This is a genomic window from Alteromonas alvinellae (assembly GCF_902705805.1).
In genome coordinates this window covers 18590-44379 of sequence record NZ_CACSIH010000084.1, presented here as the reverse complement: position 1 = coordinate 44379, position 25790 = coordinate 18590, and the positions used below count along the sequence as shown (strand labels likewise).

Below are 25790 nucleotides of genomic sequence, written 5' to 3'. Positions count from 1 at the left end.
GGTTTGCCAGCTTCGCTGGGCAAACAAAAATCAATGCCTTCGGCACTTGGTGAATCAGCTCTATAGAGAAAAGAAACAGCCATTCCTATCAGAAGAGCAAACAGCATGGCAGGGGAACCGTAGTGCTCGCTGAGAAAAAGAGCCGCCAAGCCGGTAATGACCGAAACGCTTACTCCCGGGAGAATCGCTTGATATCTGATATTCATACTTTTATTTATTAATTATAGTTATTGCTAAAAAGGCCTATCACTACAAAAGCTTGATTTTCGTTGGCCTATAGACAACGAATCCCTACTCTCGCCAGAGTTTAACGCAACTTATAGTTCTTCATGCTGATGTTCGTGAGAGTGGGCGTGTAAATGGTCATTATCATCACGACATGGCTCACCCGGCAACTCAAACTCTATCGTGGTATGAGCAAGTTCAAAGGGGGCTAAACGCTCGTGAACTTCCCTTTTGAGTGCTCTCAGTTTGTCATTCTCTATTGCACAGTTTATTACCACGTGTGCAGTAAGCACGTGCTGCTCTCCGTCAAGCGACCAAAAATGTACATGGTGAATTTCTTCAACGTGCTCGATTTTCAAAAGCGCGTTGCTAATAGCATTCCTTGTAGCCAAGTCAGGTACGCCCTGTAGAAACAAAGACATGGTCTGCACAACATACCGAACAACATTGACCAAAATAAATAGCGTAAAACCAATAGATAAAATTGGGTCAAGTATAGGCCATTCAACAAAATGGAGCACAATAGCTACTACCAGTACCGCTACCCACCCCATCGTGTCTTCAATTAAGTGCCAGTTAAGCACCTTTTCATTCATCGAATGACCGCCGTGGAGTTTATAAGCTGCAAATCCATTCACGACAATACCGAGGATCGCTAATCCAATCATACCCTCTGTAACGGGCATTTCGGGGTTAGATAAACGAGGGATGGCCTCAGACAACACCCAAATTGAGCCAATCACCAAGATAACGCCGTTGATCATAGCTCCCATAAGGCTTAGCCGTTTGAAGCCATACGTATACTTTTCGGTAGATGCTTTATTCCCGAGCTTACTTAAATACCACGCCAGACCTATGGATAGAGAGTCTCCTAAATCGTGAACAGCATCTGCCATTATGGCGACACTGTTAGTAAGCCAACCACCGATGAATTCAATAATAGTAAAGATGAAATTTAGCCAGAACGCCCATCCAATGCGTGTGGAATCTGTGCCTAGCCCTTCAGCATGCGCACCGTGGTGATGGCCGTGATGCTGACCTTTATGATGATTAGAGGCGGTAGTGCTGTGATTGTGGTGATGCATAATAACAACTCACATGAGATCGTACGTTGAGCTTAACGTGATGTGTGCACAGGTGCGAACAAAATATCGAGCACAGATCATTAACAAGTCCCTGAGATAATTTGTAAATAGTGAGTGAAACAAGCACCTTTAAATTTTAACCAACCTCCTAATACAACCTTATATTATTGTTTTATTTGAAAATAAACCAAAAACAACAAAAATAAGACCGACAGCCAAATGTTAAATTTTTGAGAACAGTATTGATCTTTACGTGTCAGTGGCTTAATGTTATGTAAGCGCTTTCAAACAGCCATTTTTATTTAACTTATTTTGTAAGCGCTTACACAAGCTTTTTACGTGGCATTTGCCACAACATAAAAACCCAATTTCTTTTGATCAGGGCTGAAAACAATGACGAAAAAAGCATCTCAACTCTCGCGGATAGCAGCCGCGATCTCAGTCACAACCCTATTTGGCTGTGGAGGTGGAGCAACAACCTCTACGGATATCGACGTTGTTGACGCAACGGTTCCCGTTACTGACTGGGAGCTTGTTTGGAGCGACGAGTTCGATGGAACCAGTATTAACGATGATAACTGGACCCATGAAGTAAACTGCGACGGTGGCGGTAACAATGAAGCCCAGTGCTACACAGACAGTGAAGACAATTCATTTGTGTCTGATGGTAGTCTAAAAATTGTTGCGCTTCCTGCCGAAGAAGGTGCACCAAAGCCCTACACGTCAGCCCGATTAATTACTCAATACAAAGCCGATTTTAAATATGGCCGTTTTGAAATGCGCGCGAAACTTCCGGAAGGGCAAGGTAGTTGGCCAGCGTTTTGGATGATGCCTACTGATTCTGTATATGGCGGCTGGCCTCGCTCTGGTGAAATCGACATTATGGAAGCGGTAAACCTGAAAGCAGCAGACGCAGAAGGTACCCCTGAAAACCACATCTACGGCACCCTTCACTATGGTCAAGAATGGCCAAACAATGACAGCTCTGGTCAAGCTTATTCTCTTCCTGATGGCGCGAACCCAGCTGATGACTTCCATACCTACGCTATAGAATGGCAAGAAGGTGAAATTCGCTGGTATATGGACGGCTATTTGTACGCAACTCAGCGTCGTTCTGAAGTTCGCTATAACGCAAATGGTGATGCAACGGGGCTTTCTCATCGCGGATGGTATACCGAGTACTTCGACCAAGTCACCGGGGAACTTGAAACCCAATGGAATAATGCGCCTTACGACCAAGAGTTTTACATGATCCTTAATTTTGCGGTGGGCGGAAATTGGCCCGAAGCAGTTAATGAAACGGGTATTGATGCCGAAGCATTTGCAAACGGCCAAACTTTTGAAATCGATTACGTTCGCGTTTATGAATGTGCCTCTGATCCAGACACTGGTAAAGGCTGTGAAACTGTGCGCCCTGGCTACGACTCGTTTGAGGACGCACTGGTTGAAGGTGCAGCCCCTATCCCTTCTCCGCCTTCTACTGGCATTCCTCAAAACTTAACGATTTTTGATGGTGCGCCTAACCCGAACTGGCCAGCATGGGATTGCTGTGGCGGCACTACCCCAGCTTTAGTTGAGGACACTGAGCAAGGTCAAGTTTACGAATTTACGATCAACGAAGCACCTACCGTAATGGGCTTTATTAGTCGAGGACAATTTATAACAGACCCAGAAGGTGAGGCTTCTCCTTTTGATGCCTCGCCAATAGAAGAAACAGGCAGTGTTAAGTTTGATCTAAAAGTAACTTCTCTACCCAACAACGCTACCACAAACTGGCTATTTAAAATTGAAAGTTCTGAAGGCTCCACTGCGGTAGAACTGCCCTTAATGAGTGGTTACGTGGGTCCAGCAGATACTGCAGGTGACACGCCAGAGCAAGGTGTATGGGAGTCTTATGAATTTCCACTAAGTGCGCTTGCTGAAGCAGGCTTAGATACCAGCGCTATTGATGTCATTATGGTGTTTCCTGCCTGGGATACTGGAAATGGCGCAGTTTATCGCATGACAAACGTTGAAATTTCACAAGAAGGCGGTGTTTCTTATCCTGAACTAACTATCTTCGAAGATGGCCAAAACCCTGATTGGCCCATGTGGGATTGCTGTGGTGGCTCTACCCCAACTGAAGAAATGGATGACGAAGAGCACGGCTTAACGGCAGAATTCCGCATTGGCGCAGAACCTACCGTAATGGGCTTTATTACTCGCTCTGCTGCCGGTGGTGGTGATACTCCATTTGATGCCACAGCCCTAACTGACGGTGGTTTACTACAGTTTGAAATGCGTGTGTTAAGCACTCCAAACAACCCAGATTCAACATGGCTATTTAAAGTTGAGTCAAACGGTGCATCAACCGCAGTCGAGCTTCCTTTAGCGGATAGCGTTGAAGGCCAAGCGCCTGTTGAAGGTGAGTGGCAAACCTACACTTTCCCTATTTCTGACCTACAAGCTCGCGGCTTAGACGTTAGCGCAATAGACGTCATCATGGTGTTCCCTGCTTGGAGTACTGGTGAAGGCGCCGTGTATCGCCTAGACAACGTGAAAATATATCACCCGGACAGTGGTCAAGACGCGCCTTCAGCGTCTGGGATTACCTTGTTCGCAGACACTGCGGCAGACCAGTGGCGTATCTGGGACTGCTGCGGTGGCTCAACCCCAACAGAAGAAGTAGATGATGCGGACCACGGCACTGTAGCCGAGTTCCGAATTGGCGCGACGCCAACGGTTATGGGCATCATTGCTGATGACGGCCACTCTTATGACGCGTCAGCACTACTAACTGATGGTGCTGTGCGATTTGAAATGAAAGTAAGCTCTATGCCTAACGATACATCAGCGCCTTGGTTGTTCAAAATTGAATCAATCAACGTGTCATCAGCCGTAGAACTTCCTATTTCAGCTAGCCTTGAAGGTGTAGACCCTGTTGAAGGCGAATGGCAAACCTATACATTCCCTCTTCAAACGCTTTATGACTTAGGTCTGGATATCAGTGCAATCAACGTCATCATGATGTTCCCTGCATGGGGCTCTGGTGAGGGCGCAGTATACCGCATTGATAATGTTGAAATTGCAGCTCAATAGCAAAGCATGTGCCGCCTAGGCTGTGCTTAGGGGGCATACAAAATTGATAAGAATTAGTAGGGCAATTATGAAAAACACACCTTTTAAAAAGACCCAGCTTGCCACATCAATGGCTTTGTTGATGGGCTCTTCTCTTGTGCTACCCGCATACGCTCAAGAAGCAGATACGGCAACGCCCGCAGAAGGCGAAGTAGAAGTTATTCAAGTTAGCGGTATTCGCGGCAGTATGATCCGCTCTATGGACTTAAAGCGCAGCTCAAGCGGCGTGGTAGACGCCATATCAGCTGAAGAACTAGGTAAATTTCCTGATACCAACTTGGCTGAAGCACTCCAGCGTATTACGGGTGTAACCATTAGCCGTAATAACGGCGAGGGTAGCCAAATTACCGTTCGTGGCTTCGGTCCAGAATTCAACCTGATAACCCTAAACGGTCGCCAGATGCCGGGGACCGGTTTTACCCGTTCGTTTGATCTTGCCAACCTTTCATCTGAAGGCGTAAGCACTTTAGAGCTTCAAAAAACCGCTCGCGCTGAAAACCCTAGTGGTGGCTTAGGTGCTACGGTAAATATTATTACCATGAAGCCGCTGGCCCAGTCAGGGCAAAACGCCACTATTTCAGTAAAAGGTATTTACGACTCGTCTAACGAAGCGGGTGATGACGTAACCCCTGAAATTGCTGGTGTCTACAGCAACACGTTTGCCGATGACATGTTTGGATTTGGTCTGTCATTCTCTCATCAAGAACGTGACTTTCAACAACAAGCGGCAAATATTCAAGGCTGGCAGCTTCAAGAAAACGCTGCACTACCTGACTTAGACCCTGAAAATGTGGTTGATAACCGCACCAATATTACCGACGCTGCGTTCTTCCCTAAAGACATGAACTACAGCATTACTGACGTTCAGCGTGAGCGTTCAAACGCCCAAGTTACTTTCCAATTTCGCCCAGTTGACGATTTTACGGCAACGATAGATTACACTGCAACACGCGCCACTACTGGCACCAACACAGTGGGATGGGGTATTTGGAATAACTTTGGCGCTAATATTAATGCGTACGAATTAGACGAAAATGGTACAGCAGTCTATGCCGATATTAGTGGCGACGACGGCTCGTTTACTGCCAGTCGCGAAACCACGCGAGTTGACGCGCGTTCAATTGGTGTAAACTTAGACTGGGTAGTGTCTGACGATTGGCATTTCCGTCTGGATTACCACGATTCTTACAACGAGATTGATAACGGTTATGACAAAGGTTTGGGTAGCTCTGGCCAAATTATACTGGGCTCAAACCAGCTTGAGTCAAAAGTTTACGACTACAGAGCAGGCGAGATTCCACAAGTTTATGTGAACTGGAACAACGGTACGAATGAAATCTTACCTAGTGAAATTGACTCTAACTTCAGCCAATTCATTTACTCACCAGGTCGCTCTGATATTGAGCAACTGCAGCTTGACGGCACGTGGTATAACTCAGCTTTCGACATACCACTGGTTAAAATTGACTTTGGTTACGCCCGAACAGAACAAGCATTGACGGGTTTTGAAGCGTGGAGCGGACTACGCGGCGGCCCGGGTTTTAGTCCATCTTTCACAGAAATTTTCCCAGACAGCATGTTTATTCGCAATGACACATCAGGCTTCCTAGACGCCTTTGACGGTGGCGGCGCAGGCATGAATCCAGGTTACTATTACACCTATGATTTTGACGAAGCCATTGCCCGTCAACTTGCTTTCATTACTGGTGATGTCGTTGGCGAGAGTAACGCTTACTCTATCGACCCTTACTTCAGCGGTGCGCCTTCTGTCAGTAACGTAGAGGAAATTACCGACTCTATTTATGTTCAGTCAGAGTGGGACTTCGAGGTCGGTGATTATTACGTGCAACTAAATGCTGGTGTACGCTACGAAGAAACAGAAGTGCCAAGCTCTGCGGAGGTTCGTGTACCTGTGCAGGTAAATTGGGTCGCAGCTTCTGAGTGGATCACGCAGTTTGAAGACGAGCTACAGGTGCAAGACTTTACTGGCGAATATGACATTTTATTACCCATGTTCGACGTAAAAGTAGATGTGACGGATGACATTGTTGCGCGTTTCTCTTGGGGTAAATCAATTACCAGAGCGCCGATTGGCTTACTACAAGGTGGCTTGGCATTCAGTGGAAGCCCTAAAATTGGCGCGAGAACCGCATCGGCGGGTAACACCAGCTTGCTACCGTTCGAGTCAACTAACTTAGACCTTTCATTTGAGTGGTACTACGACGAGTCGAGCATGCTTGCCGTGGGTTTATTCAGAAAGTCGGTTGAAAACTACATTACAACCACAGGTCAAGATCAGCAGTTCGAAGGTTTACGTGACATCTATCAAGGCCCTCGCTGGAACGAAGCCGTGACCGCATTAACGGCAGCTGGTGAGCAAGCCACCGATAGCGCTATCTATAATTACTTTATTGATAACGGCTATGCTGACGAAAACGGTGTGGTAACCCCTAATGCGGACGACCCGTTAATCACGTGGCGTACCACACAGCCTGGTAATTCCAGCGATTCAAAAACGGTTGAAGGTATTGAGCTAGCTATACAGCACACGTTTGGCGACACTGGTTTTGGTTTCGGCGCCAACGCAACGTTAGTTGACGGTGACGTTGAATACGATCCTTACAACCTGAACGAGCAAGACCCGCTAGTAGGTATCAGTGACTCGGCCAACTTCCAAGTGTTTTATGAGAAAGAAGGCCTTTCTGTAAAAGTGACCTATGCATGGCGCTCAGACTATGTTGTGGGTATTGGCCAAGCACAAGGTTCTTCAGATAACCCAGCTACTCAGTTCGACACTTTCGGTCAAATTGATGCCAGCATCAACTACGACGTTAACGAACACCTAACCGTGTTCTTAGAAGGCGTGAACATCAACGATGAAACAGAACGTGGCTACGGCCGATTCGAAGAGCAATTCTTATTTGCTCGTCAGTACGGACCTCGCTACACGCTTGGCGCTAGATATACTTTCTAAGTTGATAGAGCAATAATACTAAGGGCCTTTTCAGGCCCTTTTTTGTTTTAGCACGCTAGAATTATCAAACATTTCTTCCAATATTTGATAACCTCACTAGACAAGCTCAGGTACGAGTAATAAAAGAAGAAAGCGAGTGAAGTATAAGAAGTGTATTAGCGTACTAGTGCTATTTTTGTTGGGAATAAACAATACCTTCGCATCTGACGATGATAGATATTTCCAAGCGTATTCCCAAATTATAGGCAGTAAACCCGACAGTGAAGAAGAGTTAACGGCATTAGTCTCTGACTCTGATGTCTTATCTGAACAGTCATCTCTTGCATCTGTTTACATTGCTTTACTGCAATCTATGGTTGATCATCCCACGGCATTCGAAGAGTACAAACTTGCCCCGAAAGACCACTTAAAAGATATAAAGCGTTCACACCCAGCGTTGTATTTCAGACACAACATTCTGTCAGCTTATAACCTCGCCATTCAGGAAAAGTGGCGTTTAGCCCATAGCACTATTGACGAAGTAATAGCGTTTGCCAACGACAATGACCCTGAGCTTTACTTTGACGCTATTGCGACTAAATCCATTTTTCTAGCGAGAATGGGACTAATTAGAGCATCCCTAAACTCAGGCGCGAAAGTGTTAGGCGAACTGCCTTCATTAACCGAAAAACGCTTCTTTGGCGATGGCGCAATAGAAAACATGGAACTGGAGATAGGGCTTAACATGTCTTATCTGGGTGAAGACAGTCACGCTTTAGAACTGTGTTCGCGTGCAGAGGAATTCTTTGCAGACAGGCCTGTAGCAAGCCCTCATCGATATTATCAAATTGCCCTCGACTGCCAAAGAAGAAGCCTTGAAAATTCAGGTCGAATAGATGAGGCTTTTGCCATCCTTGAACGATATGTTGAGTACGCTACCTCTATTGAGGACTGGGACTCGTACGTATATGGCATAGTTTTAAAAATCGATTATTTTTATTCTCTAGACAAAGTTAATAAAGCTCATGAATTAATTGAGAAAACTGAGCACTTTGTATCTTCACTACCAATCTCATATGACACTAACACCTATCAAATTTCTCGCTTTAAAGAACTAGTAGAACAGAAAGAATTTGAAAGCGCTAAAGCACTGTCGGCCGCGATTATCGACAACTTAAATGACGAGTACAGCTCATCAGACTTACATTGGGCGCAATTCAAATCTATTCAGTCTTCTCTTTTCGAGCAGCTGGGGAACAAAGAGGCTGCCATTTCAGCATTGCGAGACAGTAAGAACTTTTATCAATCTCTTTACTATCAAACTGACGACAGAAAAGAACTGTTTAGCGACTATTATGAAAGTGCGTTAGCTGAGCGAAAACTACAACTCTTAAAACAACAGCACGAATCATCTCAACTGGAACTTGCAAACAGCAACAGAATGAATCTAATTCTTACTGCTGGGGCGCTGACTTTATTAGGACTTTTAGCCCTCATTAGCTATCTATATGCTGTCCAGCGAAGGTTGAAAAGAGAACAGGAAACATTAGCGACCGTAGATACGCTCACAGGCGTTCGTAATAGAAGAAGTTTACTCGGCGCAGTGCAGTTAGAGCTAAATGAAGCAAAGGCGTATAAAAACGACTTATCTTTGGTGTTAATCGATTTAGATAACTTCAAAGAAATCAATGACAACTATGGCCATGAGTGTGGGGACGATTTACTCAAAGCCTTTTGTGAACACGTTTCCAAGTCCATTAGAAAAACAGATACATTTGGACGTTATGGTGGAGAGGAGTTCATTCTGTGCCTTCCTAACACGTCGGCTGCCGAGGCTAAAGAAGTTGTTAGCTCTATCCTTGATAGTTATCGAAAAGTGCGTATTACGCCAAATATCAGCGCACAAACCTTTTCTGCTGGCATTGCGCAGTATCAAACAGGGATTGAAATATCGAATCTCATTAAGCAGTGTGACGAAGCGCTTTATGTCGCTAAAAGGTTTGGTAGGAATAGAGTTTGTATTTTCAGTCAGGATGACTAAGAAAACCAAAGAATTGAACGCCAATAAGTCGAGTGTACTACAGTATTAGAGTCATCAGACTTTAACACTGTAGTAACGAGTTTTAGCTACGGTCACTCGCGCGTTTCAAGCAACTGTTTTCGCTTATCCAACATTACTCGGTAACGGGCGTTCCGTCCTTATTAAATTTCGCTATTTCGGCCCCAGAAGACTCCCATTCTTCCTTTTCAGCTTTAGTGGCTTTGGGTGAGAACCAGCCAACGTAGGCGTAAAATATCCCTATTAGGGGCGCCGTCCAACAAGCAAAGGCAAGAGGGATGTACAGCAGGTTTTCTAAGTTTGCGCCAGAAATACCCAGACCAAGAGCAGATATCACAAACGCACCACCGGCATTCCAAGGGATGAGCGGAGACATTAACGTGCCCCCTTCTTCAATGCCACGGGACAGGTTAAGCGTGGAATAACCCATCCCTCTATAAACGGGTGAATACATTCTTCCCGGCAAGGCTACCGACAAGTACGGGTCGCCAGCCACCAGATTAGTAGAAAACGCCGTACCAACCGCTGCTATCTGTGTACCAGCAAAGGTTTTTGCTTTGCTCTTTATTGCATTGATGATGCTTCTTAGACAGCCTGTCGTTTCTAACGCTCCACCGAAACCAAGCGCAATCAATACCAATGAAATAGTCCACATCATTGACTGAACGCCGCCGCGATTAAGCAAACTATCTATTTCAACAATATTGGTTTGAATGGCATATCCGTTATTTGCATAATCGAAAACGGCTTGCAGACTCTGACCTTGCATAAACATGGCGAAAGCTCCTCCCACAACCGCTCCTGCAAATAACGCAGGAAGGGGGGGGAATTTTCTTTAAGGCTAACCCCATAACAACAAGCGCTGGCAATAACGCCCAGCCGGAAATGGTAAAGTTGTCTTCTAATGCTGTAGTAATACCTGCAATTTTTGCAAACGAAACACTCTGAGCGTCAATGACGAAAAAGCCAACGCCAAGATAAATTAAAAATGCGATAACCATGGCTGGAATTGTGGTGGCCATCATATTTTTGATATGTGAAAACACATCCGTGCCGGTAACAGCTGGGGCAAGGTTTGTAGTATCAGACAGGGACGACACTTTATCGCCGAAAAATGCGCCGGAAACTACTGCGCCCGCCGTCCAATACATAGGAATATCAAATCCTTCGCCGATACCCATCAAGGCAAGGCCAACGGTACCTACACTTCCCCAGCTTGTGCCTAGTGAAACGGATACCACTGCACAAATAACCATTCCTGCTGCAAGAAATATCTGAGGAGACAGGGTTTTCAAGCCGTAGTAAATAATAGTCGGGACTGTCCCGCTTGCTATCCATATACCAATAATCATTCCTACGACAATAAGTACGCTTACCGACGGCAAGGCGACATGGATAACTTTAAAGATTCCAGCCCGCACTTCTTCCCATGTAAGGCCAAGATAGGTACCTACAAAGCTTGTCAATGCAATGCCAATGGCTAGAGGTATATGAGGCTCAAACACACCAAAGTAAAATATCTGGGTGCCAAGGATTAAAAGCGTTAATACAACAGGTGTTAACGCAAGTAAGAGACTTGGTGTAGCACGCTGTTCATCTGTCATTTTACTACCCTGTAATTTTCCCGAATGACAAGAATGAATGCAGGACGGAAACACGTCTTATCTACTTTCATCTCACCAACGATTGTTGTTTATATTACAGGTTGGCTACGGGATGAACTGCATAATAGATCGATAAACGGAAGGCTCAAGGTCGGTGCAAACAAAAAAAAGCCGCCAGTTTTTGAGGTTGGCGGCGTTGTTTTTTCTAGTAGCGTTGAGAGCTACTGACTGTTTAGTTTTGGCAACTTATACTCGCCGATTTGTCAGCCTCAGGGGTAAACTGAATATCCGCTACGCTCAAACTTGCCTTACCTGAACTGCCTAGCTCAAACGGCACAACAAGGCCGGTAAAATCGATACCTTCATCAACAAAGCACTGTAGGTCAATACTTATGTTTGTCCATGTGTCAGCTGGCATCGCCTTTAGCTGCTCGCTAATATCAATTTGAGTTGAGCAACTGCCTGCTGCGTCTCCCTCGCCTTCACAGTTCATGCCTACCGTTACAGGTGCATTTATGTCTGAGTGACGACTAACGTTAAAGCTTAAGGCACCATGCGTAAGTAGTTGCGCACTTAAATCTTCACGGAAAAAGCTCTTGCTTGCAAAACGCATAGCGGCGAACTCAGTGCCATCGAAAGTGATTTTACGCGCATCTTCCTGCACTTCCTTATCAACCGTACGATAAGTAATTGCTCCAACAGTATGCGTGCTAGCGTTCACTGCCAGAGAAACATCACCAGAGTAAAGCCATAATACCCAAGGTGCCTCAACCGAGCCCTTTAGAATTTCCATCGGCTTGTTACTGTCAGTACTGACTCTAATTTCAGTGTTTAGCGTATCGCTTAGAACGTTGTCATCGCTGTACGTTAAGCCGAAGCCATAAGGCAGCAAAGGTTCATAGGTTTCATCGCCCTTGTTAACGATCTGCTGAGGCTCTGACGGCCAAGAGAAAGACAGCTTGCCTTTAAAGTCCTGCTCACCAAACAAAACGTCTGCCACCGCTGCACCTTCAGAGCCAGGAAGCCAAGCTGCAACAAATGCATCAGATGCATTTAGCTCTGCGTTGACCCACATCGGACGGCCGCTGATAAACACCGACACCACCGGAATGCCCTGAGATTTCAATTTTTCGAGCAACGCTAGATCCGTCTTGCTACCGTGTTGATAAATTAAGGTTTCTCTATCGCCATGACCCTCGGCATAAGGCTCTTCACCGAACACCACTATGGCGACATCAGGTTTAGTTTCAAAGCTACCGTCAACCGATAGCTGTACGTTACCACCAGCATTGTCTACATGTGCTTTAATACCGTCATAAATAGAGCTGCCGCCAGGGAAGTCATCGTTGGTATTATTTGTGCCTTGCCACGTAATACTCCAACCACCTGATTGCTTGCCAATGTTATCCGCACCATCGCCCGCTACCAATATGCGTTTGCTTGCAGAAATCGGGAGGGTTTTATTTTTATTTTTCAGCAGTACCAGAGACTCGCGCACCGCTTGCGCCGCCACTTCTCTATGCTCTGCCTTACCAATAAGCGAACGGTCGCCAGATAACGGGCGGTTTGCCGGACTTGGCTTTTCGAACAGGCCAGCGCGTACTTTCACACGAAGAATTCGGCGTACCGCATCATCAATACGCGACATAGGGATGATGCCGTCGTTTACTTGAGCTAGGGTATTGTCATACAGCACCTTCCAATCGTTTGGCACCATGAAGATATCTAAGCCTGCGTTAATGGCCTGCGCACAATCTTCGTTGTTGCAACCTTTAACTTGCCCATGACCGTTCCAATCACCGACAACAAACCCGTCAAAGCCCATTTGCTCTTTAAGTACGTCGGTTAGCAAGTATTTATGACCGTGAAGCTTCTCGCCATTCCAGCTATTGAACGACGCCATAACAGACTGCGCCCCCGCCGTTAATCCGCCCACATAGCCTTGGGCGTGAATATCAAATAACTCTTGTTCGCTGGCAACATTGTCACCTTGGTCATCACCGCCAACCGTACCGCCGTCACCTACAAAGTGCTTTACCGTACTAATTACACGCTGGTCGCTTAAGAAATCTTTTTCAGCTGCCCCTTGAAGACCTTTAACCACTGAAGCAGCATACTCTCTAACAATAGCTGGGTCTTCAGAGTAACTCTCATAGGTTCTGCCCCAGCGATCGTCGCGTACCACAGCAACGGTAGGCGCAAATACCCAATCGATACCTGTCGCCATGACCTCTTTAGCTGTAATGTGCGCAATCTTCTCTACCAGTTCAGGGTTGTTTGCAGCGCCTAATCCAATGTTGTGAGGAAACAAAGTTGCGCCTATAACATTGTTATGACCGTGAACAGCGTCTGTCCCCCACATTGTAGGAATTGTCGAGCCGTCCAAACTGTCATCAATGGAAGCCTGATAAAGCTTTTCTGCAAGTGCTACCCAGTCTTCTGGTGTGGCGTGCTTGTCGTTATTAGGGAATGCACCACCGCCGTTAAGATAAGAACCAAATCCATATTTGCGCATATCTTCTACCGTGATATTGCGAATTTCAGGCTGGATCATCTGCGCAATTTTTTGCTCGATAGTCATGGTAGATAGAATTTCTTCTACCTTGGTTTCGACAGTAGCGTTTGTTTTAACTTCAATATCTAGTTTAGGCCATACCTCGCCCGCTTTGTTTGGCTGTGGCTCAACGTCATCGACTGAAGACGTATTTTTTTCAGCTGAACATGCACTAACTAAAACGCCAACCAATGCACCGGTAACAACTTTCGCGATTATACTTTTTCGCATTATTTATCCTCGTTACTTTTCAGTGGTATTAATGTGAGATACGCGACTTCCTACAAGGCCATAGTAGGCAATGTAAAGGTAGCAAGAAGCGGGTAGTAAAAATGACAGCGTAACGCCGACGGTGTCTGCAAGCATGCCTTGAAGCAGTGGAATAATGGCACCGCCAACTATGGCTAAACAAAGGATGCCTGAACCTTGTGGGGTGTCTTTTCCTAGCTGGTGAAGTGCAAGACTAAAAATGGTAGGGAACATGATTGAGTTAAACAAACCTACTCCCAAAATGCTCCATAGCGCTATGTCTCCTGTGCTTGAAAGTGATAGCAAAATAAGCGCAATAGCCATACAAGCGTTAAACGCCAGCACGTAGCCACCCGAGATTTTTTGCATGACCACAGCACCGATAAAGCGCCCTACCATCGCGCCTCCCCAGTAGTAAGCAAGTAGCTTGGCAGCCCCTGCCTCGCTTAATCCGCCAACCGCCGGACTCGCTAGATAATTCACCAGCATGCTGCCAATAGCCACTTCCGCGCCGACATACATAAAAATGCCGACAGCGCCTAAAACAAGGTGCTTGTGATGCCATGCACCTCCTTTAAATACTCCAGTGCTTGCGCTGGTGTGATTTAGCTTCGGCAGCTTTAAGTACATGAAAATAAGAGCCAGAAGAAGCAGTGATGCAGCAAGAATTAGGTAAGGCACTTGAACGTCTGATGCGCTTGGCGTACCGCCCCCGTGCTCGCCCGTTGCGCCGTAGATAAGATAAGAACCGAAAAAGGGAGCCACAGTTGTACCAAAAGCGTTAAATGCTTGGGTCATGGTTAGCCGTGACGAGGCAGTTTTAGGGTCACCAAGCGCCGTTACATAAGGGTTGGCAGAGACCTGAAGTACAGTGATTCCAGACGCTAAGACAAAAAGAGCTAACAGAAAGATACCGTATATTTGACTTGAGGCAGCAGGGAAGAACAACAAGCACCCCGCGCAGGCTATCGCGAGCCCAAGTACAATCCCTTTTTGGTAGCCAATGCGCGATACCACCATGCCTGCAGGCAGTGAAACAATGAAATAGGCACTAAAAAAGCAAAACTGAATCAGCATTGCTTGAGTGAAGCTAAGGTTAAATGCACCTTTTAAGTAAGGAATAAGGATGTCATTCAAACAGGTAATAAAACCCCACATGAAGAACAGCGTGGTGAGTGAGATAAGCGCAAAACGGTATCCACCGTTCGCCTCTGCCTCTTGGGCGCTTGAAATATTAGGCTGCACTGGTGTGTCCACGAATAACCTCTGTTGCTATTTTTCTATTTAATGATAAATTTACATTTGAAAGCGCTTACATCCAACTGCAAGTAATTTTGTAAGCGCTTACATTAAAGAGATAATTACACGAAGCGTAATCAAATTCAATGTAAATATGATGTTATTTGCTCTGTCTAACGCAGGGTTAATATGAAGAAATTGTTATAGTCAGGACATTTCCACGATGCAAGAAATTAACCTTCCATCCAACTCAATGATGTTGTCGAAAGACTTTTTGTTTGGTGTGGCTACATCGAGCTTCCAAATAGAGGGAGACCGTAAGGGTAGATTGGATTGTATCTGGGACACGTTCTGTGAAAAGAAAGGGGCGATTACTGACGCCACTAATGGCGATATTGCATGTAATCACATTGATTTGTGGAAACAAGATGTAGAGCTAATTGACTCCCTTGGTGTAGACGCTTACCGCCTATCCATTTCGTGGCCGCGAGTAATGAAACAAGACGGTAGCGTAAACGAAGTTGGCATGCGCTTTTACGTAAACTTAGTCAATGAAGTTATCAAGCGCGGCATGAAAGTGTTCGTGACCCTTTATCACTGGGATTTACCGCAACATCTTGAAGATAACGGTGGCTGGCTTAATCGCAATACAGCCTATGAATTCGAAAAATATGCTGAAGCCGTAGCAAACGCGTTGGGCGAAAAAGTCCACTCCTACGCTACATTAAATGAGCCATTTTGTTCAGCCTATTTGGGTTATGAGGCAGGCATTCATGCACCTGGAAAGACAGGCATGGCAAATGGTCGAAAGGCAGCGCACCATTTATTACTTGCCCACGGTTTAGCGTTGAAGGTGCTTAACCGAGTTTGTCCAAATAGCCAAAACGGTATCGTACTTAACTTTAGTAATTGCCATACAAGAAGTGATTCACAGGAAGACATTCACGCCGCCAAGCTGGCCGATGACTACCACAATCAATGGTATCTAAAGCCTATTATAGAAGGTAAGTACCCAGACATTATCGATAAGCTTGATGCCGACGCAAAACCTGACATATTGGACGGTGATATGGCTCTTATTTGCCAACCAATCGATTACTTAGGCATTAATTACTACACCCGCACCGTGTATCAAAGCGATGGCAACGGTTGGTTTGAAATTGTACCACCAGCCACAACCGAATTAACCGCAATGGGCTGGGAAATTACCCCAGATGCCTTTACCGAACTGCTTGTTGATTTACACCAGCGCTACGATTTACCGCCTATTTATATAACTGAAAACGGAGCCGCAATGGATGATGAGCTCGTAGACGGTGAAGTGTTAGACGACGAGCGTACCGCCTACTTTCACACACATTTAAATGCGGTAAATGAGGCAATAGAAAAAGGCGTAGATATACGCGGATATTTTGCGTGGAGCCTAATGGATAACTTTGAGTGGGCACTGGGCTATTCAAAGCGTTTCGGCATAGTTTATGTTGACTACGAAACCCAAAAACGTACGCTAAAACAAAGTGCTTTGGCTTATTCAGAACTGGTTAAGAGCCGGATAAATGGGTACATTAGCGGTATCAAATAAGGACAAGTACCAAACCGTATGGCAACAATTTACCAAGTATCAGAGGCTGCTGGTGTTTCGTTAGCTACCGTTTCTCGCGTTATGAATGGCAACGCGAAGGTAAGCGAGCGCACCCGCAAAAAAGTAGAGGATGCTATGGCATCGTTGGGATATCAACCCAATGCCATCGCTCAATCTCTTGCATCAAACCGCACTAACAGCGTCGGTTTGCTCGTATCAGAACTGCACGGCTCTTACTTTGGCGACCTGATGAGTACGGTAGAACATGTGCTAAAACAAAATGGTAAGCACGTTATTATTACCGCCGGTCATGTGGATGAAAAGCGCGAGCACGAAGCCATTGAGTTTTTAAAAAGCCGCCGTTGCGATGCCTTGATTCTTCACGCTGAAGCCGTCTCCGATGACTACTTAAAAACACTAGTAGACAGTAAGATCCCCGTTGTTGTGATAAACCGAAAAGTGGACGCTCTCGACGAGAACTGCTTTGTTGTGGACAACGAAAGAGGCGGTTACATGGCAACGAAAGCCGCTATTGATGCTGGCCATAAAAAGATTGCGTACATTAGCGGCCCGCTATTTAAAAAGGATGCGAGCGATCGTCTGGCAGGTCACAAAAGAGCGCTACAAGAAGCAGGGCTAACTTTTGATGAAACGAGCGTCTTTGAAGGCGATTTCCACGAGTCATCAGGCCAAGAAGGTATGCAGCATCTTCAGAAAACATTCTCTGACTTTACCGCATTGGTATGTGCTAACGACGAAATGGCCTCTGGCGCAATGACCGCCGCAAGAGAAGCGGGTTTTGATATACCGTCACAGCTTTCTATCATTGGCTTCGATAACGTACTGTTTTCGCGCTACCTTTATCCAAAACTCACTACCATTAATAACCCTATTCACGCTATGGGAGAAATGGCTGCTTATTGGGTGCTACAACATGTTTATGACATAAAAAGCCCCATTCCTATTGAGCACCTATTTGAACCCGAAGTAATAAATAGGGACACATTAGGCAAATTATAAAATGAATAAAGCCCTGTCTCCGTCGCTGTATTACACTCTCATTGTCTCTCTTGGAGGGTTCATTTTTGGCTTTGATGCCAGTGTGATAGCAGGAGCCAATGGCTTTATCGATGCCGAATTTAACTTAAGCGACTGGCAGCAAGGCTTCGTCGTAAGCTCTCCGACACTAGGTGCGCTTATAGCCATGCTATTTGCAGGCGGCGTTAGCGACGCTATTGGCAGACGCAAAGCACTCATTCTTGTCGCTTTCCTTTACCTGCTTTCTTCTGTCGGCTCAGCCTTAGCCCCTAACTTCGAACTATTAGTGCTTTCTCGCTTTATTGGCGGCATTGCGTTTTGTTCGCTGATCATTGCCCCGCTGTATATTTCGGAAATAAGCGCCCCAGAAAACCGAGGCAAAATGGTGTCGGTGAACCAGCTAAACATTGTATTTGGCTTCGCCCTATCCTATTTCACCAACTATTACCTGTTGCAGCTCAGCAATAGCGGTGCAGGTTGGGTTACTGAATGGAGTATAGATACGCATTTGTGGCGCTACATGCTGGGCTTGGAGGTTATCCCCGCAGCACTATGGTTTGGTTTACTGTTTACTATTCCGCGTAGCCCCAGGTGGCTGGTACTCAAAGGCCAACACGAGGAAGCCGAACAGATTATAAACCGCTTATTCGACAAAGCCCAAGCCAGTGCTCTTGTTGAAGATATAGCGTCTTCACTTAAAGAAAAGTCGTGGCCTTTTCGTGAACGCCTAGGCTTTCTAAAGGCAAAGGCCATGCGATTTCCGTTAATGGTCGGCATTATCATTGCCATTGCTCAGCAAATTACCGGAATTAACGTTATCTTTTTTTACGCGCCCACGATTTTTGAACAAAGCGGTGTAGGTACCAATGCGGCATTTATGCAGGCTGTATGGATTGGCTTGGTTAACGTGGCATTTACCGTGGTTGCTATGCTAACTATTGATAAATGGGGTAGAAAACCGCTGCTACTGATTGGCTTAACTGGCGTAGTGATCAGCATGTCTATTTGTACCTATGGCTTTAAACAGGCGACATATCAAGTACAGCAAACGACCATAAACGAAATACAGCAAGATGCGCCGAGTGTGGCAATAAAGCTAACTCCACTAACCAACGATATTTATTATTCAGACGTTGAGTTTAAGCGCACGCTAAAGACCACACTTACCAGCGACGAATACGATGCGTATCAGCAACCATTGCTAACTAGCAGTATTAATATGAATGCACCTTTAGTGTTGTTTGGCATCATTGCGTTTGTTGCTTCGTTCGCGATGTCCCTTGGCCCTGTGATGTGGGCAATGCTTGCTGAAATTTTTCCGAATCAAACCCGCGCTTTGGCTATTTCATTAGTGGGCATGGTGAATTCACTCACCAGTTTTCTAGTTCAAGTTGTTTTCCCTTGGGAGTTGGCCAACTTGGGAGCCGCGGCCACGTTTGCAATTTACGGCGGGTTCGCCTTAGTCAGTCTGATCTTAGTTGCCAAGCTCTTCCCAGAAACAAAAGGGAGAACCTTGGAGGAAATCACAGAAGAATTTGAGCGATCCGCTTAGCTGAGGACAATCCTGTATATTAAGGCAATCTGATAGCATGCTGACCTGCACAAAGGTTATCCATTCTCGCCTCTTCTAATAGTAGTGTTGATGATACATTTAACGCGCTTGGCGTAACGTGAGAAGCAACAAGGATAAGATGGTTGGCGGCGTAGCGATTTAATACCTCACACACTTTATGTTGAGTAGTTACATCCAAGCCCTCGAAGGGTTCATCAACAAGCAACATATTGGCGTGAGATAAAATAGCGCGCGCTAACGCAAGCCGCTTGCGCTCGCCCCCAGAAAGCGCCCTTCCCGCCTTGCCAACCCACATAGATAACGGCAACAGTGCCTCTAGCCCTAATTGAGCCAACAGATTAGTCATGTCATCAAGGGGAATACCCATTCCGGCAGGGTCTAAATTTGATGAGACACTGCCAGAAAGTACTATTGGCTCTTGTTCCACATAGCGCCAGTTTGTAATTAAGCCATCGGGTATATGCATGCCATCCACCTCTTTTATACCTGTAGATGGCAGCACTCCAGCAATTGACTGAAGCAAGGATGACTTGCCACAGCCTGAGGGCCCAGATATAGATACGATCCCTGAGGATGGAAATGTTGCGCTCACCAAGGGTAGACGCCTGTTTTTAGCTGCAAAATCAAACAATGTAAGTGAATGCTGTAGTTCGGTATTTTCGATCACCTGAATGGGTGTGGTTTTGAGCTTTTTAAGGGCCTTCACGCTTTGTTTGTGCTGTGCAAACTTGGTAATGCTGTGAAACGCCGCGCCAGCCCAATCAGGGGCAGCCAGAAGTATCATAGGTACTACAATAGCGGTGGGCATATACGACATCTCAGATGGCGAGCTAAATACGCCCGACATGACTAATACAACGGTAGAAAATGCAGCCCCCTGAAACCACCAATTCACGCGTTGCGCTTTGTCTTTCTGCGCAGTTTGTTGTTGCCAAACACTATGAGCACTCGGAGCGCTGTTGATCACATGCCTTCCCTCTTCCTTTGGCATGTTGTTCATTGCTTTATTTAAGTGCCATATAGCGCTGCAATTAAGAAAGTCGGCTGATTGCTGGCGAAATGCCTTATTTTCTTTCGTTACTCGTTTGGCAATATTTAGTGCACCTAAGCCTTGTACCACCACTGCCACTAACCAAATAGCAAAAAGCGTAATTAAGAACGAGGTGCCGGGAAGGTCAAACCATACTGCAACAACGCAAAGATTTGTGAATATAAATGTAATGTTAGAAAGCGGAGCTATCCATGCAATCCAACGGCTGGCAAGCTCTTCGGTGTGCTGTGCTAACGCCTCTGTGGTGAAGGCTTTGTCGGTAATTTTACTGTTTTCAAGTTGCCTAAAAACACGTAGTCGCACCCCTGCGATACGCGCAAGTAAATCATTGTGCCCCACCCACATACTGGCATACCCAGATGCTATGCGAAGTAGCGCTAGCGCGCGAATGACCACCGCTGGAATAACGTAGTTAAAACCTACAGGTGCAATAGCACTGATAGCGATGAACCACGAAGAAATAACGAGAATGGTTATTCCTGCCACACCGTGTAAAAGAGCAAGCAGCAGCGTGAGATAAGCCGGTTTACTTTTCATCAAGGCTACGCTCCTTTTGATTGGCATTCGTCTTGAAACTTGTTTCTACAACGCTACTACAACCTTGTTGGTGCCCTTCATGTTTTGCGCCCAGCTTGCTTTTAAGTCCTGCCTTTGACTTTAAGAGAACGTCTTGTTCAGGCGTGCTTCGCGATACCGTCCAAAAGCGGTTAAACCAGTTTGCAGGGAGGGCTTTGTGAGAAGCCCAAATCAGTGTTTTATCTTTGCCCAATCGTTCAATTAGCTGTGCCAATCTTGTGTGCTGAGCATCAGGTAAATGGGCCGTGGGTTCATCGAGCAACCATATATTGTCTTTGCGCAACAGCGCTCTCGCAAGCGACAGCCTTTGCGCTTCTCCACCTGAAAGCAGCGGATAATCCGTCATTACCGTATCAAGCCCCAAAGGCAATAACGACAGCCACAAGTCAAGTTCTACTGCTTCTAGCGCTTTCATAAGCGCGTCGTCTGTATAGGTGTCGTTCAAGCACAAATTTTCACGCACGGTACCTGGCGTGATCACGGGGTGCTGGGTTATCCAAATTACCGGTTCACTGAATGTATGTGTGCTAGATCTTTGACCACCTAGGGCTTCTAATAACAGTGTTTTACCCGAACCTGAGCGCCCGCTAATAAGTATTTTGTCGCCCTTTGATACTTCTAGAGATTCAGCGTGCAAAAGCACAGACGGCTCATCAACATCCGTTGTAGCGCAAGAGCTTTGCGAGTGAGTTTGCCCGGCGTTAATGTCATAGACCTTAAGATTGTTAGCCGTTAGCAATACACCGTGTTCTGAAAAATGATAGTGGGATGTGGCAATGTTAACCGCGTTCACTGCACTACTATCAAGATTTTGCGTGAAGCACGAGAATAACGGCGCGAGTTCAGTTTTGGCTGCTTCCGCTTGCGCCTTCTGATGGTATACCTGCCCCAACTTTTTCATTTCACTTAGCAGCAAAGGTACGGTCAGCAATATCCATAAGCCTTGCTGGAGCGTTATTTCCGGCCCAATACTCAATTCACCTAACAGTGAAAAACCAATAAATACTGCCGTAAGTGCAACCGCGAGTGTTGCGAAGAAGTCGAGCACGCTGTTGGACAAAAAGGCTACGCTCACTACTTTCATAGTACGCGCATTCAAGTTTTCACTGGCATCTTTTAGCAGGGCAGTTTGCTTTTGATGCGCCTGATAGCTAGTCAGCATAGGCAATGCAGCTAACCTATCAGTAAATAAACTTCCCAAACGTTCAAGGGCGATAAAGTGCTTTCGATGAAGGGCTGCCGCCCCTTTACCCACAATAATCATAAAAAGTGGCACTACTGGCAATGTAAGCAGTAGGCCAATCCCTATAATGGGGTTCACATAAAAGATAACGGCTAAAGCAAATAATGGGACAACAACTGCAATCAATTGCTGCACTCGATATTCAAGTGCCCAGTCAGCAAAAGCCTGTAAGTGCTGTAGCCACAACGTTTGCCAATAGTAAACCGAGTGCAGTCGAATAAGCGCATGTTGACGCTCAATGAATACGTGTTGTAGGTGCTGTTCGAGCTTGTTTAACACCTGCATTCTTGCACTACTAGATAAGGCATTGAATGCGCCTTGTAGCAGCCAGCTAAGCCCCAGAGAAACGGCAAGTCCTGTGACATCACTCGCTGTTGCAGGAGTCTGGTTTACTACCCAGTCATGAGCAATATGTGAAAAATAATAGAACCCAATAATCAAAGAAAAAAGCGACAAACACTTAACCATTACTAGGGCCATAAGAGAGGTACGCAAGCCAAGCGACTGCGCCTTATCTATCTTATTGGACCACGCGTTGAGCGTTTGCCGGTTGGGAACTTTTTCTTTGATCACTGTGGTTTTGACTCATCTTTTTCGTTACTTAGTAACGAGAGCAAATCTCGCATTTTTTTTCATTCTTTTCGAAGTGGTGGTGGGCTGGCTGCAAGAACGCTCCAACACCTGCCAACTAAACTGATGACTCGGTGTTCACCCGTTTTCAAACCTTCAGCAGCAGGGACGCTGCTGAAAAGCCCCCAAGGACGGGCTCACGGCGTGTTCTTCGGTCAGCCCACCTCCACTTCTACTCTTGGTCTTCGGGCCTATCCATATTTTCCGTCGACTCCAACCACATGGCGTTGATAATGCCAAAAGAGCACGCCAGTAAAACTCCTAAAATCCAAGCGAAATACCACATAGCGTTCTCCTTAATAAATGGTGTGAGACTGGTCAAGGTCTTCATTTTTAATACGCCCGCGCATTACGTAAAAGCTATAGGCCGTGTAGCTAAGTACAATAGGCACAAAGATACAGGCAACGATAAACATTACGTTGAGCGTCATATGGCTAGACGTTGCGTCCCAAACCGTTAAGCTCGCCTCTGGCATAGTGATGCTTGGCATTAGAAATGGGAACATTGAAAAGCCAGCAGTTAAGATAACGCCTGCTATAAATAGCGCGCTCGATACAAACGCCATGCCTGCATTACCCTTCTTAGAGAAAAGCGCACAGGCCAAACCCGCAATAATGCCCAACACAGGTGCTGCAATCATAAAGGGGTATTTGCTGTAGTTGCTCATCCAAGCCCCAGCTTCAATGGCAACCTCTTTCTTAAGTGGATTTGACGTAGCAATGGTGTCAATTGCCGAGGTAATCACGAAGCCATCTAATCCAAATGCTACCCACAGACCTGCAAGTACAAATAGCGTGACACCAGTCAGGCTTAACACAACCGATACTGCACGTGCTCGAACTTCAATGAAGCCATCGGTTTTCATTTGTAGCCAGGTTGCACCGTGGTTCAGCAACATAGCCACTGAAAGCAGTCCTGCCACCAGCGCAAACGGTGTTAAAAGGCCAAAGAACGAGCCTGTGTAGGTTGATTTAAGCGTGCTATCCATTTCAAACGGTACGCCCAACAACAGGTTACCAAACGCCACACCAAAGATAAGGGCTGGGATAATACCGCCAGCAAATAACGCCCAATCCCACGCTTTACGCCACTGCGGGTTAGGTAATTTACTGCGGTAATCAAAGCCTATCGGGCGCATCCAAAGGGCAATTAAGGTAAGGGCCAGCGCGAGGTAAAAACCAGAAAACGCAGTGGCGTAAATCATCGGCCACGCAGCGAAAATAGCGCCACCTGCGGTGATAAACCAAACTTGGTTGCCATCCCAATGCGGGCCTACCGTGTTTATCATTACGCGACGTTCTTTGTCATTTTTACCAATAAGCGTGAGCAGAGCTCCAACGCCCAAATCGAAGCCATCAGTAACCGCGAAGCCAATTAGCAGAACGCCAACCAAGCACCACCAAATGACTCTTAGTAGTTCATAATCAATCATGCTTTTGCTCCTTGCTCATCAAGGTCAATAAGATCAAATTCAGTGTCAGACTGCTTATCTTCAGGTGGAACTGGCCCTTTTTTGGCAAACTTCTTCATTAAGTAAAAACCAATAATGAACATGCCGGTGTAGAAAGCACTGTAGGCTACTAGGGTTATTACCACATCGCTTACCGCGAGGTTAGATACCGACGTATGCACCGGAAGCACCTCTGCAATTGACCATGGCTGGCGACCATATTCAGCGACAAACCAGCCAGCCTCACAGGCAATCCAAGGAAGCGGCAAACCGTAGAGCGCGCTTTTTAATAGCCAACGTGGCTTAGTAATCTTGTGTTTAGTACTGTAGTAAAAGGCGCACATAAATAACGCAAGCATAATAAAGCCAGCCACAACCATAAGGCGGAAACTCCAAAACAGTGGGGCAACCGGCGGAATGCTGTAATCTACTGCCTGTTGAAGCGCGGCATCAGAAGGATTTGAAACGTTCTCAGTGAAAGGCTCTAGCAACATAGCGTAGCCCAAACTGTCTTTATTTTGGTCGAAGGCAGTACGTTGCTCAGCTGTCGCGGTGCCGTTTCTTACATCATCAAGCACTTCATAGGCTTTAATTCCGCTTAGAATACGCTCGCGATTCTCTTCTTTAAGATCCTTAATACCTTTTACTTCTTCGGTTAACGAACGGGTAGCAATAATGCCCATTGCCCAAGGAATTTGAAGGGCGTACTCGGTTTCCTGCTTCTCGTCGTTTGGAATACCAAACACAGTAAACGGCGCAGGTGCAGGATGGGTTTCGTACTCAGCTTCAACCGCTGCCAACTTCACTTTTTGTACATCACCAAGCTCATAACCACTTTCATCACCCAGCACGATCACTGAAAGCGTTGAGGCCAGGCCAAAGCTAGCAGCTATGGCGAACGAACGGCGCGCAAAGGCGATATGCTTATGATTAAGCAGGTAGTAACTTGAAATTGCCAACACAAACATTGCGCCGGTCACGTAACCTGCTGATACAGTGTGAACAAATTTGACCTGTGCTACGGGGTTAAAAATGACCTCAGCAAAGCTGGTCATTTCCATACGCATAGCTTCAAAATTAAATTCAGCGCCTACTGGATATTGCATCCAGCCGTTAGCAATCAAGATCCACAGTGCAGAGAAGTTTGAACCAATGGCCACCAGCCAAGTCGCCATCAGATGCTTCACCTTTGACATTTTGTCCCAGCCAAAGAAGAACAACCCCACAAAGGTAGATTCCAGGAAAAAGGCCATTAGACCTTCGATGGCAAGTGGCGCGCCGAAGATATCGCCTACGTAGTGAGAATAATACGACCAGTTCATTCCAAACTGGAATTCCATGGTTAAGCCTGTGGCTACACCAATGGCAAAGTTAATTCCAAACAGCTTTCCCCAGAATTGGGTCATCTGCTTATAAATTTCTTTACCCGTCATTACGTATACCGATTCCATAATGGCAAGTAAGAAACTAAGCCCCAAAGTTAAAGGTACAAATATAAAGTGGAACATTGCAGTTAATGCAAATTGCCACCGCGATAGTTCTATTAACGTATCGCTCATGG

The 25790-nt window shown here is 46.0% G+C and carries 14 protein-coding genes and 2 pseudogenes; 6 read left to right on the top strand and 10 right to left on the bottom strand.

What is annotated here, in order from left to right; genetic code table 11:
• Positions 1-206 (bottom strand): annotated as a pseudogene (locus tag ACX5KA_RS05590) (hypothetical protein); the annotation flags it as partial.
• 111 nt (positions 207-317) lie between these two features.
• The gene (locus ACX5KA_RS05585; protein WP_039221744.1) at positions 318-1310 is read right to left on the bottom strand and encodes a cation diffusion facilitator family transporter; all 993 of its coding nucleotides are present in this window, start codon (positions 1308-1310) and stop codon (positions 318-320) included.
• Positions 1311-1703: 393 nt separating this feature from the next.
• Between ACX5KA_RS05585 and ACX5KA_RS05580 the strand changes: the two genes are divergently transcribed.
• From ACX5KA_RS05580 to ACX5KA_RS05570, 3 genes are all read left to right on the top strand, one after another.
• Positions 1704-4388, top strand: coding sequence for a glycoside hydrolase family 16 protein (locus ACX5KA_RS05580; protein WP_039221740.1), 2685 nt, complete (start codon positions 1704-1706; stop codon positions 4386-4388).
• A 67-nt stretch (positions 4389-4455) separates the two neighbouring features.
• Positions 4456-7401, top strand: a complete 2946-nt coding sequence (locus ACX5KA_RS05575) for a TonB-dependent receptor (protein WP_458730620.1) — start codon at positions 4456-4458, stop codon at positions 7399-7401.
• 136 nt (positions 7402-7537) lie between these two features.
• Positions 7538-9421, top strand: coding sequence for a GGDEF domain-containing protein (locus tag ACX5KA_RS05570; RefSeq protein WP_458730619.1), 1884 nt, complete (start codon positions 7538-7540; stop codon positions 9419-9421).
• Between the two features lie 133 nt (positions 9422-9554).
• Here the strand turns inward: ACX5KA_RS05570 and nhaC are convergent.
• The 3 genes and pseudogenes from nhaC to ACX5KA_RS05555 all read right to left on the bottom strand — a co-directional run bounded on the left by nhaC (position 9555) and on the right by ACX5KA_RS05555 (position 15103).
• Positions 9555-11043 (bottom strand): annotated as a pseudogene (gene nhaC / locus ACX5KA_RS05565) (Na+/H+ antiporter NhaC).
• A gap of 232 nt (positions 11044-11275) precedes the next feature.
• Entirely contained in the window at positions 11276-13828 is a 2553-nt protein-coding gene (locus tag ACX5KA_RS05560) for a glycoside hydrolase family 3 protein (protein WP_458730618.1), read from the bottom strand.
• Between the two features lie 12 nt (positions 13829-13840).
• Positions 13841-15103 carry a sugar MFS transporter gene (locus ACX5KA_RS05555; RefSeq protein ID WP_458730617.1) on the bottom strand — a complete coding sequence of 421 codons (1263 nt, stop codon included), beginning with the start codon at positions 15101-15103 and terminating at the stop codon, positions 13841-13843.
• Between the two features lie 205 nt (positions 15104-15308).
• On the opposite strand from ACX5KA_RS05555, the gene ACX5KA_RS05550 reads away from it, so the two are divergent.
• The 3 genes from ACX5KA_RS05550 to ACX5KA_RS05540 are packed head-to-tail and all read left to right on the top strand — an operon-like array spanning position 15309 to position 19257.
• Positions 15309-16667 carry a GH1 family beta-glucosidase gene (locus ACX5KA_RS05550; RefSeq protein WP_458730616.1) on the top strand — a complete coding sequence of 453 codons (1359 nt, stop codon included), beginning with the start codon at positions 15309-15311 and terminating at the stop codon, positions 16665-16667.
• Positions 16668-16685: 18 nt separating this feature from the next.
• Entirely contained in the window at positions 16686-17687 is a 1002-nt protein-coding gene (locus ACX5KA_RS05545; RefSeq protein ID WP_458730615.1) for a LacI family DNA-binding transcriptional regulator, read from the top strand.
• 1 nt (position 17688) lies between these two features.
• Positions 17689-19257 carry a sugar porter family MFS transporter gene (locus tag ACX5KA_RS05540; protein ID WP_458730614.1) on the top strand — a complete coding sequence of 523 codons (1569 nt, stop codon included), beginning with the start codon at positions 17689-17691 and terminating at the stop codon, positions 19255-19257.
• A 19-nt stretch (positions 19258-19276) separates the two neighbouring features.
• Here ACX5KA_RS05540 and ACX5KA_RS05535 read toward each other — a convergent pair whose 3' ends face one another.
• The 5 genes from ACX5KA_RS05535 to ACX5KA_RS05515 all read right to left on the bottom strand — a co-directional run bounded on the left by ACX5KA_RS05535 (position 19277) and on the right by ACX5KA_RS05515 (position 25788).
• Positions 19277-20866: an ATP-binding cassette domain-containing protein gene (locus ACX5KA_RS05535; RefSeq protein ID WP_458730613.1), complete on the bottom strand. Its 1590-nt coding sequence runs from the start codon at positions 20864-20866 to the stop codon at positions 19277-19279.
• Positions 20856-22721 (bottom strand): ATP-binding cassette domain-containing protein, encoded by a 1866-nt coding sequence (locus ACX5KA_RS05530; protein ID WP_435786848.1) that lies wholly within the window; start codon positions 22719-22721, stop codon positions 20856-20858. Before ACX5KA_RS05530 ends, ACX5KA_RS05535 begins: the two co-directional genes overlap by 11 nt.
• Positions 22722-22950: 229 nt before the next feature.
• The gene (cydX, locus tag ACX5KA_RS05525; protein WP_014951149.1) at positions 22951-23064 is read right to left on the bottom strand and encodes a cytochrome bd-I oxidase subunit CydX; all 114 of its coding nucleotides are present in this window, start codon (positions 23062-23064) and stop codon (positions 22951-22953) included.
• 10 nt (positions 23065-23074) lie between these two features.
• Positions 23075-24211 carry a cytochrome d ubiquinol oxidase subunit II gene (cydB, locus tag ACX5KA_RS05520; protein ID WP_039233673.1) on the bottom strand — a complete coding sequence of 379 codons (1137 nt, stop codon included), beginning with the start codon at positions 24209-24211 and terminating at the stop codon, positions 23075-23077.
• Positions 24208-25788, bottom strand: coding sequence for a cytochrome ubiquinol oxidase subunit I (locus ACX5KA_RS05515; RefSeq protein WP_458730612.1), 1581 nt, complete (start codon positions 25786-25788; stop codon positions 24208-24210). The genes cydB and ACX5KA_RS05515 overlap by 4 nt, the downstream gene beginning before the upstream one ends.
• Positions 25789-25790 lie beyond the last annotated feature (2 nt).

What these genes read in the sequence shown, in the direction of transcription:
- ACX5KA_RS05585 (WP_039221744.1), bottom strand. Translation starts at nt 1,310, where the DNA reads ATGCATCACCACAATCACAGCACTACCGCCTCTAATCATCATAAAGGT.
- ACX5KA_RS05580 (WP_039221740.1), top strand. Translation starts at nt 1,704, where the DNA reads ATGACGAAAAAAGCATCTCAACTCTCGCGGATAGCAGCCGCGATCTCA.
- ACX5KA_RS05575 (WP_458730620.1), top strand. Translation starts at nt 4,456, where the DNA reads ATGAAAAACACACCTTTTAAAAAGACCCAGCTTGCCACATCAATGGCT.
- ACX5KA_RS05560 (WP_458730618.1), bottom strand. Translation starts at nt 13,828, where the DNA reads ATGCGAAAAAGTATAATCGCGAAAGTTGTTACCGGTGCATTGGTTGGC.
- ACX5KA_RS05550 (WP_458730616.1), top strand. Translation starts at nt 15,309, where the DNA reads ATGCAAGAAATTAACCTTCCATCCAACTCAATGATGTTGTCGAAAGAC.
- ACX5KA_RS05545 (WP_458730615.1), top strand. Translation starts at nt 16,686, where the DNA reads ATGGCAACAATTTACCAAGTATCAGAGGCTGCTGGTGTTTCGTTAGCT.
- ACX5KA_RS05540 (WP_458730614.1), top strand. Translation starts at nt 17,689, where the DNA reads ATGAATAAAGCCCTGTCTCCGTCGCTGTATTACACTCTCATTGTCTCT.
- ACX5KA_RS05535 (WP_458730613.1), bottom strand. Translation starts at nt 20,866, where the DNA reads ATGAAAAGTAAACCGGCTTATCTCACGCTGCTGCTTGCTCTTTTACAC.
- cydX (WP_014951149.1), bottom strand. Translation starts at nt 23,064, where the DNA reads ATGTGGTATTTCGCTTGGATTTTAGGAGTTTTACTGGCGTGCTCTTTT.
- cydB (WP_039233673.1), bottom strand. Translation starts at nt 24,211, where the DNA reads ATGATTGATTATGAACTACTAAGAGTCATTTGGTGGTGCTTGGTTGGC.
- ACX5KA_RS05515 (WP_458730612.1), bottom strand. Translation starts at nt 25,788, where the DNA reads ATGAGCGATACGTTAATAGAACTATCGCGGTGGCAATTTGCATTAACT.